This is a genomic window from Pseudomonas sp. LTR0 (assembly GCF_036630035.1).
Classification (GTDB): Bacteria; Pseudomonadota; Gammaproteobacteria; order Pseudomonadales; family Pseudomonadaceae; genus Aquipseudomonas; species Aquipseudomonas putida_Y.
The window spans coordinates 2,583,165-2,598,964 of sequence record NZ_CP123734.1 but is presented as its reverse complement, the minus strand read 5'-3'; the positions used below and the strand labels follow the sequence as shown (position 1 = coordinate 2,598,964).

Sequence of the window (15,800 nt, the reverse complement as noted above, 5' to 3'; positions counted from 1 at the left end):
CTTCTTCGACGTCCTTTTGAAGTGCACTATTGGCCAATCGGAACAAGAGAAAAAACCCGCAATAACACTTAACACTTTGATTTTTATTGTTTTACTTGAAACTTAATTATCACATTCAGTAACAATTTAAGATGCCTGCAAACGCTTTGGCAAGCGGCTTCTGGCTGACTTTAGATCAAGTTTCATGGCGTCAAATTCCCCGCATCAAACCGATGCTCAGCAGCACTTTTGCTATAACCGTGCCCATCAAGCGTCCGCCGCCCACTTTGCTATCAATGAATAACCTTTGGCGCCTTCTCTAGCATAAACGACCGTCAGGCCGCCGACTGCTTGCCGGTAGGCATGGGCGGCCATGTTGAGCCAGACTGGTGTTTTTCCGGCAGCCAGTGCATGCTCTGGCTGAAACGATTCAACTGACTTGAAAACCGCCCTTTGATGTGAGGTGCAGTACCCATGGACCGTTTGCTCGATTCACTCTTCCCCAGCGCCGAGAACATCCCGGAAACCTGGCGCCTGGGAGCCCCACTGGAACAACGCGACTACCTGGTCAACGGTGAACTCAGGCGCTGGGACGGCCCGTTGGCCACGGTGCGCAGCCCGGTGTGGATCAAACAAGGCAACGAAGAGCATCAGGTCATATTGGGCAGCGCCCCGCTGCTGGATGCCGATACCGCGTTGACCGCCCTCGATGCCGCCGTGCAGGCCTATGACAAAGGCCGTGGCGCCTGGCCGAACATGCGCGTGGCCGAACGTATCCAGCATGTCGAAACCTTCCTTGCACGCATGCGTGAACAGCGCCAGGCCGTGGTCAAGCTGCTGATGTGGGAGATCGGCAAGAACCTGAAGGATTCGGAGAAGGAATTCGACCGCACCTGCGACTACATCGTCGACACCATCAACGCCCTCAAGGACCTGGACCGACACTCCAGCCGCTTCGAACTGGAACAAGGCACCCTCGGCCAGATCCGTCGCGTCCCGCTGGGCGTGGCACTGTGCATGGGGCCCTACAACTACCCCCTGAACGAGACCTTTACCACACTGATCCCGGCGCTGATCATGGGCAACACTGTGGTGTTCAAGCCGGCCAAGTTTGGCGTACTGCTGATTCGCCCCTTGCTTGAAGCGTTCCGCGACAGCTTCCCGGCAGGCGTGATCAATGTCATCTATGGACGCGGCCGGGAAACGGTTAGCGCGCTGATGGCCAGCGGCAAGGTCGATGTATTCGCCTTCATCGGCACGCACAAGGCCGCCAGCGACCTTAAGAAACTGCACCCCCGCCCGCATCGCCTGCGCGCCGCACTGGGCCTTGACGCCAAGAACCCGGGCATCGTGCTGCCCCAGGTCGACCTCGACAACGCTGTCGAAGAGGCCGTCACCGGGGCGCTGTCGTTCAACGGCCAGCGCTGCACAGCGCTGAAGATACTGTTCGTGCACGAGGATGTGGTCGAGGCCTTCCTCGACAAGTTCCAGCGCAAACTGGCCGCGCTCAAGCCCGGCATGCCGTGGGAGCCTGGCGTGGCACTGACGCCGTTGCCCGAGCCTGGCAAGGTTGACTACCTCGATGGCCTGGTAGCCGATGCGGCGGCCAAGGGTGCACGCGTGCTCAACGAAAATGGCGGGCAAAGCCGTGGCTCATTCTTCTACCCGGCCTTGCTGTACCCGGTCAGCCGGGAAATGCGCGTGTACCACGAGGAGCAGTTCGGCCCGCTGGTACCGGTGGTGCCCTACCGCGACCTGCAGACGGTGATCGACTATGTGCTGGACTCCGACTACGGCCAGCAACTGAGCCTGTTCGGCAACGACCCGGCCACCATCGGCAGCCTCGTCGACATCTTCGCCAACCAGGTCGGGCGCATCAACATCAACGCTCAGTGCCAACGCGGGCCGGACACCTACCCGTTCAATGGCCGCAAGAACAGCGCCGAGGGCACGCTGTCCGTGCATGACGCTTTGCGTGTGTTCTCCATTCGGACGCTGGTCGCCACACGCTTCCAGGAGGCCAACAAAGCGCTGATCAGCGAGATCATTCGCAACCGCCAGTCGAGCTTCCTGACCACCGACTACATCTTCTGACCGCCGCACTTATAGACAATCGATCTAGCGTCACTGTCGATTTTCCATCTGGGCGAACGACTCTAAGCAACAGGGCGCCCTTCGGCGCCCATTGCACAGGAGAGTCGAACATGGCAGTCAAACCCATCCCCGAAGGCCAGCGCAGCATCACGCCCTACCTGGCCATCAACGACGCCGCCAAGGCCATCGAATTCTACAAGCAAGCTTTTGGTGCGAAGGAAATGTTCCGCCTCGATGCCCCGGGCGGTCGCGTTGGCCATGCCGAACTGAGAATCGGCGACTCTTCGCTGATGCTGGGCGACCCCTGCGACATGGAAGGCGGGCTCACCGCCAGCCAGAAACTCAGCGGTGCGGGTGTAGGTCTGCACTTGTATGTTGAAGACTGCGACAAGGTCTACGCCCAGGCCTTGGCCGCCGGGGGCATCCAGTTACATCCCTTGACCGACCAGTTTTACGGTGACCGCAGTGGCACCCTGAAAGATCCGTTTGGCAACATCTGGTTCGTTTCCACCCACAAAGAGGACCTGACCCCCGATGAGATTCGCGCCCGCGCCGCGAAGATGTTCGGCGGAAGCCAAGCGGCGAGTTGAAAGCCGCGCGACTTTGCTTGAAGCTTGAGGCTCGTAGCTTGGAGCTGCTTCATGCGAATCATCGACAAAACCGCCACTCAGGTGCGCAGCCTGACCCCTGCCGAAGAGGAACTGCTGGTCGGCTTTGCCACCGGCAGCCTCGCCGGCCCGCGCCTGCTACAGGCCAACCAGCTACTGATGAAAGTACGCAACGCCAACCAGTGGCTGGCTTGCGACTGCCGCAACGATGCCTTGCCGGTGCTCAATGTCACCCTCAACGGCAGCACCGGCACACTTTTCCTCAAGAACAACCCGGGCACCGCCGAGCACGCGCCTGGCTGCCCGTTCACCAAGGACGAGCGGGAAGCCGCCGAACGTGAAAACGACCCCGCACCACCCGCCGCCTGGCTGCCACCCGATACACCCTTGCGCCTGATCAGCGACTTCCGTGCTGGCCCGGCCGGTGGCGCCGGCGATGGCAACGACAAACGCGAACAGCAGCGCTTGCTGTCACTGCTGCTGACCTGGATTGAAACCAGCGGGCTCAACCTTTACGCCACCCACCTGAAAAAAGACCTGACCACACAGTTTGCCGAGTTGCGCAGCGTGGCCAGCCGCTATCCGCTGCTGGAGCGGGTGCCCGCCAGCAACTACCTGGAAACCCGCCTGGACATGAAGCACATGATGATGCTCAAGTCCCGTCTGCGCGAAGCCTCTGTGTTTGGCAACCATCGCCGCCACGGCCTGCTGCTGGACTGCGTCGACCAGATCAAAGGGCGCAAGCTGCTCAACAACCGCAGCGAGGAAGGCTTCGACTTCCAGGGGCATCACCTGTACTGGGGCGGAAGCCGCACCACCGGGCCGTTGCTGGCGCTGATGATCTACTCGCCGACCAGCGCCGGTAGCCATTTCTATGAGTTGATCCATGTGGCCAGTGTGCCCGTGCTGTCGCGCGCGCACCTGTTCCCGGTGTACCGCGATGAAGAGCGCGAACCGCTCAAGGCACTGGTGTCGCTGATCGACTGGATGGCCAGTAAAGGCGTGAAAGTGCAGATGCGTCGCCCCGTTATCGGTGGGCAGGTGATGGATGAGCTGGTGCTGACCTCGGACCAGGACCGGGTGTTGTCAGTGTCGCTGCTGGAACAACCCATCGGCCCCGAGCCGGATACCGAGAACTTCAAGCGCTACGCCGACTTCAAAAGCCTGGAAACGTTCCGCAAGTTCGTTGCCGGCTTTTTCATGCGCGAGCGCTGAAACCCGTTCGTTGGCTCACGCAGCCCCTTGCAGGAGACCGCCCCGCCCTTTTTGGGGGGCGGCCACTCAGCAGACAAAGGCGGCAAGCCTTGCATTGGCCACACAGGTACGTCAGCCTAGAAACAGCTTGTACGCCGGGTTGTCAGTCTCGTCCCAATACTGATACCCCATTTCATCCAGCGTCAACGGCAAGCCCGCCAGCTCGTCCGCTGGCACTTCCAAAGCGGCGAACACCCGCGCCTGCGCCGCACCATGGTTGCGGTAATGGAACAGGCTGATGTTCCAGCGCTTGCCCAACCGCTCCAGAAACCCCAGCAACGCCCCCGGCCGTTCGGGGAACTCGAAGCGCATTACCCGCTCATCAGCCCCTGGCGCGGCATGCCCGCCCACGGTATGGCGTACATGTAGCTTCGCCAGCTCGTTGTCGGTCAGGTCCAGCACGCTGTACCCCTGCTCCCGCAAGCTGGCCAGCAACTGCTCACGTGGGTCGTGCACCGGGTGGGTCTGCACGCCCACGAACAGGCGCGCCTCCTTGCCGGGGTAGAAGCGGTAGTTGAATTCGGTGATCTGCCGCTTGCCCAGTGCCTGGCAAAAGGCCCGGAAGCTGCCCGGCTGTTCCGGAATTGTCACGGCGATGATCGCCTCACGCTGCTCACCCAGCTCGGCCCGCTCGGCCACATGGCGCAAGCGGTCGAAATTGACGTTGGCGCCAGAGTCGATGGCCACCAGGGTCTGCCCCTGCACACCCTCACGCGCCACGTACTTCTTGATACCTGCCACAGCCAAGGCCCCGGACGGCTCGGTGATCGAACGGGTGTCGTCGTAGATATCCTTGATCGCCGCGCACAGCTCGTCACTGCTCACTGTCACCACCTCGTCGACGAAGTGGCGGCACAGCTCGAAGCAATGGGCACCGATTTGCGCCACCGCCACGCCATCGGCAAAGGTGCCGACCTGCGGCAGGATCACGCGTTCGCCGACGGCCATGGCAGCCTGCAGGCAGTTGGAATCCACCGGCTCGACGCCGATCACCTTCACTTCTGGACGCAGGTACTTCACATAGGCGGCGATACCGGCGATCAAGCCCCCACCGCCCACGGGCACGAAGATAGCGTCCAGCGCCCCCGGGCGCTGGCGGAGAATTTCCATGGCAACGGTACCCTGCCCGGCGATCACATCCGGGTCATCGAACGGTGGCACGAAGGTAGCGCCTTCGCTGTCGGCCAGCTCCAGTGCGTGGGCCAGCGCATGCGGGAAGCTCTCGCCATGCAGCACCACATGCCCACCGCGCGAACGCACGCCTTCCACTTTCAACGATGGCGTGGTGGTGGGCATGACGATGGTTGCCTTGATACCCAGATGCGATGCCGCCAAGGCCACGCCCTGGGCATGGTTGCCCGCCGAAGCGGTGATCACGCCGCGCTGACGCTGCACATCGGTCAGACGGGACAGGCGGGTATAGGCCCCCCGAATCTTGAACGAAAACGTAGGCTGCAGGTCTTCGCGCTTGAGCAACACCTGGTTGCCCAGGGTGGCAGACAAGGCCGGAGCCGCTTGCAGGGGCGTTTCGATGGCCAGATCGTACACCGGCGCGGCAAGAATGCGCCGCACCTGCTCCGACAGCAGTTGCTGAGGGGTGACGGTAGTACGAGGGACACTGAAGCTGGTCATCGATGACTCCTTGGCTATTTTCACGTTGCCCAGGAGTCAGAGAGAACAAACCCGCCTCCAGGGCGGGTTCGGTGCACGTACGCGCTATCCCGCCAAGCTGATAATGGCGGTAATAATAATGGCGTTCACGTGCGGGAATGTATTCATGGTGCTGGAACTTAGCCTGCCTCGCGGCCGAAAGTCAACACTTGGCCTGCTGCGCCGAAAGCGGCACATCGAACACCTTGTCGAAGCCCCACTGGAAGACAAAGGCGTAAACGAAGAAGAACACGAACAGCGCCAGGTTGGTCAGCAGTGCCGCCCACAGGCTCACATCCAGCCAGTACGCCACCAGTGGCAGCAGAATCACCACCAGCCCACCCTCGAAGCCCAGCGCATGCAGCAGGCGCCGCAAGAAGGTGCGCTCACGCTTGTGCTGACGCGCTTCCCAACGTTCGAACACCCAGTTGTAGCCCATGTTCCAGCTCATCGCGATGCCCGACATCAGCACCGACAACACGGTCGACTGCGCCATGCCGGCCCCGAACGCCAGCTCCAGCGCAGGCGCCACGCAGGCGACGGCGATGGCCTCATAGAGAATGGCCTGGACGATCTTGCGGGCCTTGCCTTGCATGTTCAGCTCCCTGAATGAACGACCTGTAAAGCTACAAGATGTAGCTCGCAAGAAAAAGCCCGAAATTTGGACAATCCTACGTTCGGCTGCTTGTATCTATTCCGTACCTGACAGTGACATCTCCTGCAACTTCGTCGAAGGAACGAGCGAGGAAAAGACGATGGCCCACTCTGCCCTGTCGGTGGCTGACACATGAGCCTGGTATTTATCGATTTTCTCACTTACGTGCTGTTCGGCCTGAAGCTCCTGGCGATCACCCTCGCCTCGCTGATGTTTCTGCTGGGCCTGGACGACCTGTTCATTGATCTGTGCTATTGGGGGCGCAAGCTGATCCGGCGTTTTCGCATCTACGACAAGTTCGAAAAGGCCGATGAGAAGCGCTTGTACGAAGCCCCGGAAAAACCTTTGGCCATCATGGTCCCTGCCTGGAACGAAGTCGGCGTGGTCGGTGAAATGGCCCGCCTGGCCGCTTCGACGATCGACTACGAGAACTACCAGATCTTTGTTGGCACCTACCCCAACGACCCGCAAACCCAGGCCGACGTGGACGCGGTGTGCCTGCACTACCCCAACGTGCATAAAGTGGTCTGCGCCCGCCCCGGTCCCACCAGTAAGGCCGACTGTCTGAACAACATCATCGACGCGCTGCTGCGCTTCCAGCAGGACGCTGGCATTGAGTTCGCCGGCTTCATCCTGCATGACGCCGAAGACGTGATCTCGCCCATGGAGCTGCGCCTGTTCAACTACCTGCTGCCGAACAAGGACATGATCCAGATCCCGGTGTATCCCTACGCACCGGAGTGGAAGGGCTTTACTGCCGGCCACTATGTCGACGAGTTTGCCGAAAACCACGGCAAGGACGTGATCGTGCGCGAAGCGCTGACCGGCCAGGTGCCCAGTGCCGGCGTCGGCACCTGCTTCAGCCGCCGCGCCATCAGCGCACTGCTCGAGGACGGTGACGGCATCGCCTTTGACGTACAGAGCCTGACCGAAGACTACGACATCGGCTTTCGCCTGAAGCAAAAGGGCATGAAGTGCATTTTCGCCCGCTATTCCATCACCGACCCAGCGCTGACACTGAAGCAGGAATGGCGCCCGGGCATGAGCCGCGAATTCTCCCAGGTGATTTGCGTGCGCGAGCACTTCCCGCGTGACTGGCAGCATGCCATCCGACAGAAGTCGCGCTGGATCGTCGGCATCGTGTTCCAGGGCACCAGCAATCTCGGCTGGAGCCGAAAAGGTGCGCTCAACTACTTCCTCTGGCGTGACCGCCGCGGGCTGTTTGCCTACCTGCTGAGCTTCCTGGTCAACCTGTTACTGCTGGTGTTGCTGGCCATGTGGCTAGTCACGGTGCTTGCGCCGGAGTCCTGGCGCTTCATGTCGATCCTCAGCGACAGCTGGTTGCTGTCGAACCTGCTGTGGCTGAACGGCCTGTTGCTGCTCAACCGGCTATTCCAGCGCGCCTGGTTCGTCACCCGTTTCTATGGCATCGGCGAGGGCTTGCTGTCGGCGCCGCGGATGATGTGGAGCAACTTCGTCAACTTCTTTGCCAACCTGCGTGCCCTGCGCCAGGTAATGGAAATGGGAGATTCGCGGCGCGTGGCCTGGGACAAGACCACCCACGAGTTCCCCGCCATCGCCGCCCCGGCTCGCACACCACTGGGCCAGCGCCTGGTGGCCAAGGGCCTGATAACCGACGAACAGCTGCAGCAGGCGATCACCAGCCCGGTTCGTCGGCGACTGGGCCGCGAATTGCTACTGCGTGGCTGGCTGAACAGCGAGCAGTTGGTGGCCACCCTGGCCGAGCAACTGGATCTGCCCTGGGCACCGCTGAACCCCTTCAAACTCGACCCGCAACTGATCGCCAAACTGCCACGCAAGCTGGCCACCCATTATGGCGTACTGCCAGTGGACGAAGACGGCGACACGCTGATCCTGGCCAGTGAAAGCCCGGTCAGTCAGGTGTCGCTGGGCGTGATCAGCCGCCAGCTGAAGCGCCCGGTCAAGGCACGCCTGGCTCCCCAGGGCCGGGTAACGCTAGGCCTTCGCTACCACTACCCAAGCCGCTGGCAGCATCAAGAAACCCGAGACATGCTGGCCGTGCTTGAACGCCATCAGGACGACGAAGCGCTGCTGGAACGGGTCTGCCATCATCAAGTGATGCTAGGCGCGCTACTGCAGGTGCGCGGCATGGTCCCTGTCACCCTGTTCAACCAGGCGTTGATCGACTTCGACCCCGAACACCAAAGCCTCGGCGAGCACCTGATCGCCCGCGGCATCATCACCAGACAGGTGCTGGAGCAGGCCCTGATCGAACAGGCCAGTGAACAGCAAGTAGCGATTGATCTGACCCGGGAGGTGGCATGAAGCCGCGTTTTTCCCTCACCTTTACTGGCCTGCTGCTATGCTCCGCCGCACTGCCCGTTGCCGCTTCGGCGCCGATGACCGACTTCCAGCGGTTCACCAGCTTTCCGTTCATGGACCGCAGTTATCGCGAGGCCAGGAAAGACAACTGGGCTGAAGTCGAGCGCCTGACCCGCCATGTGCTGGGCCGGGTGCCGAACAACGACGAAGCCCGCGCCCTGCTGGTCGAAGCGCTGGCCCACCAGCGCCGTTACAAGGAGGCCCAAGCGCTGGCCGAGCAGCTAGGCAACAGCCCCGAATACGCTGACGCCCTGCTGGAGCTGCGCCTGACCTGGATCGAGCAGGACCCGCCTTCGGCCAGCCAGGTGGAGCAATGGCTGGGCGCCAGCGACGGCAGCCACCGGATACGCCTGTGGCAGGCCTACAGCCTGAGCCTGGCCAAGTTTGGAGGCGCTGCCAAAGCACTGGAATGGCTCAACCAGCTGCCGCCCGGGGAGGACGGCCAGGTACTGCGCCTGGCCCGGGCCAACTTTGCCGAACAGTTGCGCAACTGGAAAGAAACCATCGAGCAACTGCAGCCGCTGGCCGACACAGGCCAGTTACCTGCCGAAGACTGGCAACGCCTGGCCAATGCCTATATCCAGCAAGTCGACGAGAAGGGCCTGACTGCGCTGCTGGCCCACGCCCCCTCCGCCGCAGCGGCCAACCAGGCGCGGCTGGCCATGGCCAACCGCGCCATTGCCGTCGGCCACCATCAACAGGCCCAACGCTGGCTGCAGTCGCTACCGCCTGATCAGCTGCAGCACCCCGAACAGCGCCAACAACTCTGGCAACTGGCCCGCGAAGGCGACGATGCGCCGCTGGTACGGCGCCTGAGCAACGATCTGCAGCGCCCCTGCCTTGAAACGGTCGACTGGCTGTCACATCAAGACCCGGACCTGGCCCGGGACCAGTTCAAGGGCTGCTCCGCCAGTACCGACCCAAGGGCTTATGCCGTGCTCAGGCAGCGCCTGTATGGCGCCCCACCACCACCCCCGCGGCCGCGCACCGCCGCAGAATGGGAACAACGCTATCGGCAGACCGGCGACCTCGCCGCACTGGAGCAAGCCACCTTCCTGTTGACCGAGCAGGGCTACGGCGATCACGCACGGCAATTGCTGGAGCAGGCCTACGACCGCCACCTGGGCCGCCTCGACCCATCGCTGCTACAGCGTCTGGGCAACCTGTATGCCCGCAGTGACGGCCCACTGGACAGCCGCCGCATGCTCGGCCTGATACCCCGGGTAAACGCCAACACCCGCGCCCAGTTGCTCGGACGGCTGGCCGAGGCCGGCCAGTGCGATGCCGTGCGCCAGGCAGTGCCGGCCAGCCCGAGCGAACCGGGCCAGTACCGCGCCCTGGGCCGTTGCGCCATGCCCGACCAGCCGGGTGAGGCGGTGGTCTACTACCAGGCTGCCGAGCGCCTGGGCGGTCCTGGCAATCGTCTGCCGCTGGCCTACGCACTCGAAGCGGCCGGCGACTCCGAAACCGCCCGGCCCATCTGGCGCAGCCTGCCAGACAGCGCCTTTACCGATAATGCCCGCCTCACCGCCGCACGCGGCGCGCTGAATGCAGGCGACGCGGATGCAGCGCGCCGCTACTGGGATGCTGCCGCGCACCAAAGCGCCGACGACTGGGCGTTGGGCGCCGCCATCGCCCAGCGCCAAGGTGACCCGCAGACCGCGCTGGGCTTCCAGCGCCAGGCCCTGGCGCACAACCCGCGCGCCGATCACTACTACGCCGCATCCAGCACCGCGCAACTGGCCGGCAAAAGTGCGCAGAGCACCGCCTGGCTAGCCGAAGCCGTGCGCCTGGCTCCCGACCAGCCGCGCTATCGCGCCGACTACGGCATGCGCCTGGCTGGCTCGACGGACAAGGCTCAGCGCATGCAGTCGATCCCCTACCTTGAGCGCGCCACTCGCGACTTCCCCGAGGACTACCGCCTTGGCGAAACACTTGCCTTGCGCTACGACGAACATGCAGACAGCGCTGCGGCACGCCGCGAACTGCGCCGCATCCTCGACGTAGAGCAGAACCTGGTCGACGGTGATGACGAATACGGCAGCCTGGAGGCCCGCAAGTACCGCCAGCGCCGCGCCCACGAGAGCCTGTCGCGTCGCGACACCATTACCCTGGCCAGCACCTGGTCGCCGGCCGGCACCTCGACCAACGACAAATTTCTCGACAACGGCCAGCGCAGCGGCAGCTCGCGCCGGGCGCAATCGCAGAACGTGCAGTTGGCCATGTGGGACCATGCTCTGGGCGAGGAGCCCAGCCGCAATGGCAGCACCCTGTCAGTGTATGGCCGGGTACTGTTCGGTGGCCAAAGCCGCACCGACTATGCCCAGAGCATGGGTACCGGTGTCGGCCTGCGCTACAAACCGCTCGGCCAGGCCAACCTCAACCTGTATGCCGAGCTTTACCACCAGCGGCAGATCGACGAAACCCACTACCGCGGCCTCAGCCTTGGCCAGTTGCTGAGCCCGGCCAAGGTCGGCGGCAACTGGGGCGATTTGCGCCACCACGCCGAATCGAGCAATGACCTGCTGCTACGCGCCACCGCCTCGTTCCTCGACCAGGGAGGCTGGCGCAACGACTGGCGCATCGATGAGGACGACTGGAACGAACGGTTCCTCTACCTTGATGCTGCCTGGTGGACCCGTGCCGGCGATCATGCCTGGCTGTCGCGCTACCAGCAGGGCCACGCCTGGAAGCTGCCGGGCAGCTCGCCGCAAACCCTCATGCCCTACGGCTTTGTCGAGTTCTCCAGCCAGGACCCCAGCAACGACTGGCGCCAGGACGCCCGCGCCGGGGTTGGCGTGCGCTGGCAATGGTGGTTCGACGACGACCGCTACAACGCCTACCGCGGCTCGCTGAAAGTGCGTGCCGAGTATCAGCAATCGTTGGGCGGCAACCTTTACGAGCGCGCCAACGGCGCGCTGGTCGGTGCGGAGATGACCTTCTGATGCGTGCGCTCATCACCTTCTGCCTGCTGGCCCTGTGCCTACCGGCCACAGCTGACCAGCGCCTGTTCTACCAACCCCTGAACCGCGATGCCAGCGTCACGCCCGCCCAGTGGCAGCACCTGTGGCAAGCCACCGCGGCCCAAGGTGGCAAAACCCTGATCGTGCAATGGAGTGCCTATGGCGACAGCGATTTCGGCGGAGCCAAAGGTTGGCTGGCCAACAGCCTGCGCACGGCGCGTGCCGAAGGCCTGCAGTTGGTGCTGGGGCTGTACATGGACCCGGCCTACTACCAGCGCCTCGACGAGCTGGATGGCGAAGGCCTGAACAGCTACTGGAAAGCGCAGCTGGGGCGCTCGCTCAGCCAGTACCAGCAACTGCGCCAGGCCTGGCAGTTGCCAGTGGATGGCTGGTACCTGCCCATGGAACTGGACGACCAGCATCTACGCGAGGCCGAACGGCGTGATGCGCTGTACAGCCAGCTACAGGCCTTCAACCGCCAGTTGGACAAACCGTTGCATATCAGCGCCTTCAGCACAGGCAAGCTGTCGCCGCGGGTCAATGCCGTCTGGCTGGATCAACTGGCCGGCTTGGGCTTGACTGTGTGGTGGCAGGATGGCGCCGGCACCGGGCGTTTGCCGGTGTTGGTACGTCAGGGCTATGAGCAGGCCCTACCGTGCCGGGTGGGAGTGGTGCGCGAGGCGTTCCGCCAGGTGAGCGCACCGGATCAGGCGTTTCGGGCAGAGCCTGCCGAGCCCCGGCTGGGTAGCGGGTGCCATACCGAGGCAGTGTTTGCCTTGCGCTACCGGCCCTGGGCCCAAGGTGTCTTGCCACAGCAATGAGTCGCCAGGGCCGGCCTCTTCGCGGGTGAACCCACAGGCCCCCAAACCGTACGTTCCCTGTAACAGCGGGTTTGCCCGCGAAAGGTCCAGGCCTGAAAAAGTAGTAGCCTCAGGAGCCCCCGATGCTCAAGACCATCGAAGCACACGTACGCCAGCAGGTCGCGCCTGCGGCGCTGCGCGCCGAGTTCCGCCAGCACGAATTCGAGTCCATGCGCTCGTTCTGCCTGCTGGTGTTCTGCATCAGCGTCCTGATCTGGCTGGTCTTCGACCTGATCGTCAGCTTCCTCGGCGGCCAAGGCTTCACCTGGCTGTCCTTTCTGTTCATCACCCTGCTCGGCGGCCTGATCGTGGTGCTGCGTTTCACCCGCCGCAGCCATCACTTCGACGTGCTCAACCTGCTGTTCATTACCGTCATCACCCTGGGCATGCGCCTGGTGATCGAAGGCATCCCGATAGCCCTGCGCCCGGTGTGGTTGGTGCTTGGGGTATCCACCGTGCTGTATGCCATGTCGGTGCTGCCGGTGCGGCGTTGGTCATTCTTCTGCGCCATGGTCATCACCTGGGTGGTGCTTTGTCCGTTCTACCACACCCGCATAGCGCCCGACGGGCTCGAAGGCGCCATGCTGATCAGCTATGCTGTGTTTCTAAGCGGCCTGGTCAGCTACAGCTACCTGCAGATCCGCAAAACCAAGCTGCACAATTTCTACCTGTCCAAGGTGTTGCTGGAGCAAGCCTACGTCGATGCCCTGACCAACATTCCCAACCGCCGCTCGTTCATGGCCCAGGCCGACCGCCAACTGCGGATGGCGACGTCCGGGCAGTTCCTGGCGATGATCGATATCGACAATTTCAAGCGGGTCAATGACCGCTTCGGCCATGACGTGGGCGATGAAGTGCTCAAGCGCGTGGCCCTGCATATCAAGGCGAGCATGGCCGATCAAGCGTTTGCCCGGCTGGGGGGTGAAGAGTTTGCGATCTTCTTTGAAGGGCTGGATCAGCAAGGAGCCGAGCAGCGAGTGGCAGCGCTGTGCCAGCGCGTGCGCGAGGACGTTGGCGAGCACCCGGTCACCATCAGCATTGGTCTGGCCAGGGTTGACCGGGGAGAGAGCCTGACTACAGCACTGGTCCGCGCCGACCAGGCGCTATATGAAGCCAAACACACCGGCAAGGATCGCTTTGTATTGTGGTCCAGCCAACTGGCAGAGCAGGATTAGCAGGCCCGGTCTCTTCGCGGGTGCAGCCAACCTATCATCCAGCGGGCAAACGAATCCTGAACTGCGCCCCACCCAGCGCCGACTGCGCCAGAGTCAAGGTGCCACCCTGCCCCTCGATCGCCCGCCGGCTGATTGCCAACCCAAGGCCAAAACCACCGGTGTTGCGATCGCGGCTGCGGTCCAGGCGATAGAACGGCTGGAACACCCGCTCGCGCTCCTCCACAGGCACGCCAATCCCGTCATCCTCCACCGTCAGCAGGCAGGCGCCGTCGGCTTCCAGGCGCAAGCGCAGCAACAGGCTTTCATCGCAATAGCGCATGGCATTGCGCACCAGGTTCTGCACCGCGCGCGCCGTCAGCCGCGGGTCCAGTACAAAGCGCGGCAACTCACCCTCGGCCCGCACTTCCCACTGGATACCCCGGCCATCGAGTTCCTCGGCGAAGCCGCCAAGCACACTGTCGACCAGTTCCAGCAGCGATACCTCCACCCGCTCCCGCGCCTGGTCGGCGTTGTACAACCGGCTGTAGGACAGCAGTTCCAGCACCAGCTCATCCAGCTCGCGCACATGCCCGACCAGCTCCAGCAGGCGCTTGCGGCTGGCTGGCGGCACTTCGTCGAACAGCAGCACCAGGCCGAAATCCAGCCGGGTCAGTGGCGTGCGCAACTCGTGCGATACCGCATTGAGCAGCTCACGCTGCTGGTTGACGTGGCGTTCAAGGTCACTGGCCATGGTGTCGAATACCCCGGCCAGTTCACCAATGTTGGAGTGAGGCGAAATGTGCGTGCGCTCGGCCATCTGCCCCTGGCCCAGGCGCCGAGCGGTCTCTTTGAGGCGCTCCAGATCACGCCAGTGCGGCCAAACCCACAGCAGCAGGCAGCCTAACATGGCTGCACCGATCAATACGGTTACACCCCACGACAGCACGTTGATGTCCAGCGGGTCTGGCGGGGAATGCAGGCGTACCAGCCACTCCCTGTCCAGCGGCGCCAGCACCGTTTCGTAATAGCCCCACTCAGCAATGCGCACTGCGTGCAGACCATGCTCCAGTCGCGCCTGCTCTTCATCGCTCAAACCGGCCTGGTCCATGCGCAGCAGCTGCAGTTGCAGCGGCGCGAAATCACTGGCCAGCTCTTGCTCCACCGCTGGCCACTGCTCACGCGGGGCCTGGCGGAACTGGCGCACGATCAACGCTTGTACACCCTTGGCCTGGTCCAGGTTGTAGGCCATGAACCGGTCGCGGAACAGGCCGACGATGGTGTCAGGGATGAACAGCAACGCGCCGGCGTAGGCGACGATGATCACCAGGTACAGCCGCACCAGGATCTTGAGCATGGCCGGTCAGCACTCCCACTCGACACGGCTGAACAGGTAGCCCTTGCCCCACACGGTCTTGATCTTGCGCGCTTCGCCGGCGTTGTCGTCGAACTTGCGCCGCAGTTTGGAAATGGCCACATCAACGGAGCGATCGGTGCCATTGAACTCTATGCCACGCAACTGTTGCAGGATACGGTCGCGGTTCATCACCTCACCGGCATTGCGCGCCAGCACCACCAGCAGGTTGTACTCGCCGCTGGACAGCTCCACCTCTTCGCCGCGCCAGCTCACCGTACGCTCAGCCAGGTCGATGCGCAGGCCACCGATCAGGATCAGGTCGTTTTCCAGGCGCGGCTCGTGGACACTGCTGCGGCGCAGCAACGTGCGCACGCGGGCCAGCAGCACGCGTGGCTCACAGGGTTTGGTCACGTAGTCGTCGGCCCCCATTTCCAGGCCAAGCACCTGGTCATGGCTGTCGTCGCGGGCCGTCAGCATAAGGATTGGCAGGGTCTGCGACTCCTGGCGCAGCAGCCTGCACAGCTGCAGGCCATCGATGCCCGGCAGCATCAGGTCAAGGATGACCAGGTCAGGCCTTTGCCGACGGTACTCGTCCAGCACATGATCGCCCCGGGCGATCACCTGGACATGGAAGTCGTTGCGTTGCAGGTAGCTGGCGATCAGCTCGGACAGGGCGCTGTCGTCTTCGACCAGGAAAATGTTCGGCATAGGTGCTTGAGAGTCTGGGTTGAAATAAGCCTGTGCAGAATATAGAACCCGACCACTCGACAGGATCATTCTTCACACTTTTTCACACTCGCCCTACAGGTATTAACAGCCGCCCAGGCAGCGTCTGCCTTAGCATATACACGGTCATCATCGGAAG

Annotated in this window: 11 protein-coding genes; 7 read left to right on the top strand and 4 right to left on the bottom strand. The window is 62.9% G+C overall.

Features of this window, described 5'->3' with window-relative positions; translation table 11 throughout:
- Positions 1-453 precede the first annotated feature (453 nt).
- From QCL51_RS11975 to QCL51_RS11965, 3 genes are all read left to right on the top strand, one after another.
- A complete protein-coding gene (locus QCL51_RS11975; RefSeq protein WP_021782963.1) occupies positions 454-2,073 on the top strand; it encodes an NADP-dependent glyceraldehyde-3-phosphate dehydrogenase in 1,620 nt (539 codons plus the stop codon).
- A gap of 110 nt (positions 2,074-2,183) precedes the next feature.
- Complete coding sequence (locus tag QCL51_RS11970; protein WP_021782962.1) at positions 2,184-2,663, top strand: VOC family protein; 480 nt, start codon at positions 2,184-2,186, stop codon at positions 2,661-2,663.
- Positions 2,664-2,714: 51 nt separating this feature from the next.
- Positions 2,715-3,896, top strand: coding sequence for a hypothetical protein (locus tag QCL51_RS11965; RefSeq protein ID WP_103469723.1), 1,182 nt, complete (start codon positions 2,715-2,717; stop codon positions 3,894-3,896).
- A gap of 111 nt (positions 3,897-4,007) precedes the next feature.
- Here the strand turns inward: QCL51_RS11965 and ilvA are convergent, their stop codons facing one another.
- Together ilvA and QCL51_RS11955 are read right to left on the bottom strand one after the other, a co-directional pair.
- On the bottom strand, positions 4,008-5,567 hold the full coding sequence (gene ilvA / locus QCL51_RS11960; RefSeq protein WP_338444869.1) for a threonine ammonia-lyase, biosynthetic: 1,560 nt from the start codon (positions 5,565-5,567) through the stop codon (positions 4,008-4,010).
- 181 nt (positions 5,568-5,748) lie between these two features.
- Positions 5,749-6,180: a PACE efflux transporter gene (locus QCL51_RS11955; protein WP_003253887.1), complete on the bottom strand. Its 432-nt coding sequence runs from the start codon at positions 6,178-6,180 to the stop codon at positions 5,749-5,751.
- 192 nt (positions 6,181-6,372) lie between these two features.
- Here QCL51_RS11955 and nrfB point away from each other — a divergent pair, with 192 nt between their 5' ends.
- The 4 genes from nrfB to QCL51_RS11935 all read left to right on the top strand — a co-directional run bounded on the left by nrfB (position 6,373) and on the right by QCL51_RS11935 (position 13,602).
- The gene (gene nrfB, locus QCL51_RS11950; protein WP_021782959.1) at positions 6,373-8,547 is read left to right on the top strand and encodes a cyclic di-3',5'-guanylate-activated glycosyltransferase NrfB; all 2,175 of its coding nucleotides are present in this window, start codon (positions 6,373-6,375) and stop codon (positions 8,545-8,547) included.
- Positions 8,544-11,549 (top strand): phage receptor, encoded by a 3,006-nt coding sequence (locus QCL51_RS11945; protein WP_338444868.1) that lies wholly within the window; start codon positions 8,544-8,546, stop codon positions 11,547-11,549. Before nrfB ends, QCL51_RS11945 begins: the two co-directional genes overlap by 4 nt.
- Positions 11,549-12,388, top strand: coding sequence for a DUF4434 family protein (locus QCL51_RS11940; RefSeq protein WP_021782957.1), 840 nt, complete (start codon positions 11,549-11,551; stop codon positions 12,386-12,388). Before QCL51_RS11945 ends, QCL51_RS11940 begins: the two co-directional genes overlap by 1 nt.
- Positions 12,389-12,510: 122 nt before the next feature.
- Entirely contained in the window at positions 12,511-13,602 is a 1,092-nt protein-coding gene (locus QCL51_RS11935) for a GGDEF domain-containing protein (protein WP_021782956.1), read from the top strand.
- Between the two features lie 34 nt (positions 13,603-13,636).
- Here QCL51_RS11935 and QCL51_RS11930 read toward each other — a convergent pair whose 3' ends face one another.
- Together QCL51_RS11930 and QCL51_RS11925 are read right to left on the bottom strand one after the other, a co-directional pair.
- Positions 13,637-14,935, bottom strand: coding sequence for an ATP-binding protein (locus tag QCL51_RS11930; protein WP_021782955.1), 1,299 nt, complete (start codon positions 14,933-14,935; stop codon positions 13,637-13,639).
- A gap of 6 nt (positions 14,936-14,941) precedes the next feature.
- The gene (locus QCL51_RS11925; protein ID WP_021782954.1) at positions 14,942-15,643 is read right to left on the bottom strand and encodes a response regulator transcription factor; all 702 of its coding nucleotides are present in this window, start codon (positions 15,641-15,643) and stop codon (positions 14,942-14,944) included.
- Positions 15,644-15,800 lie beyond the last annotated feature (157 nt).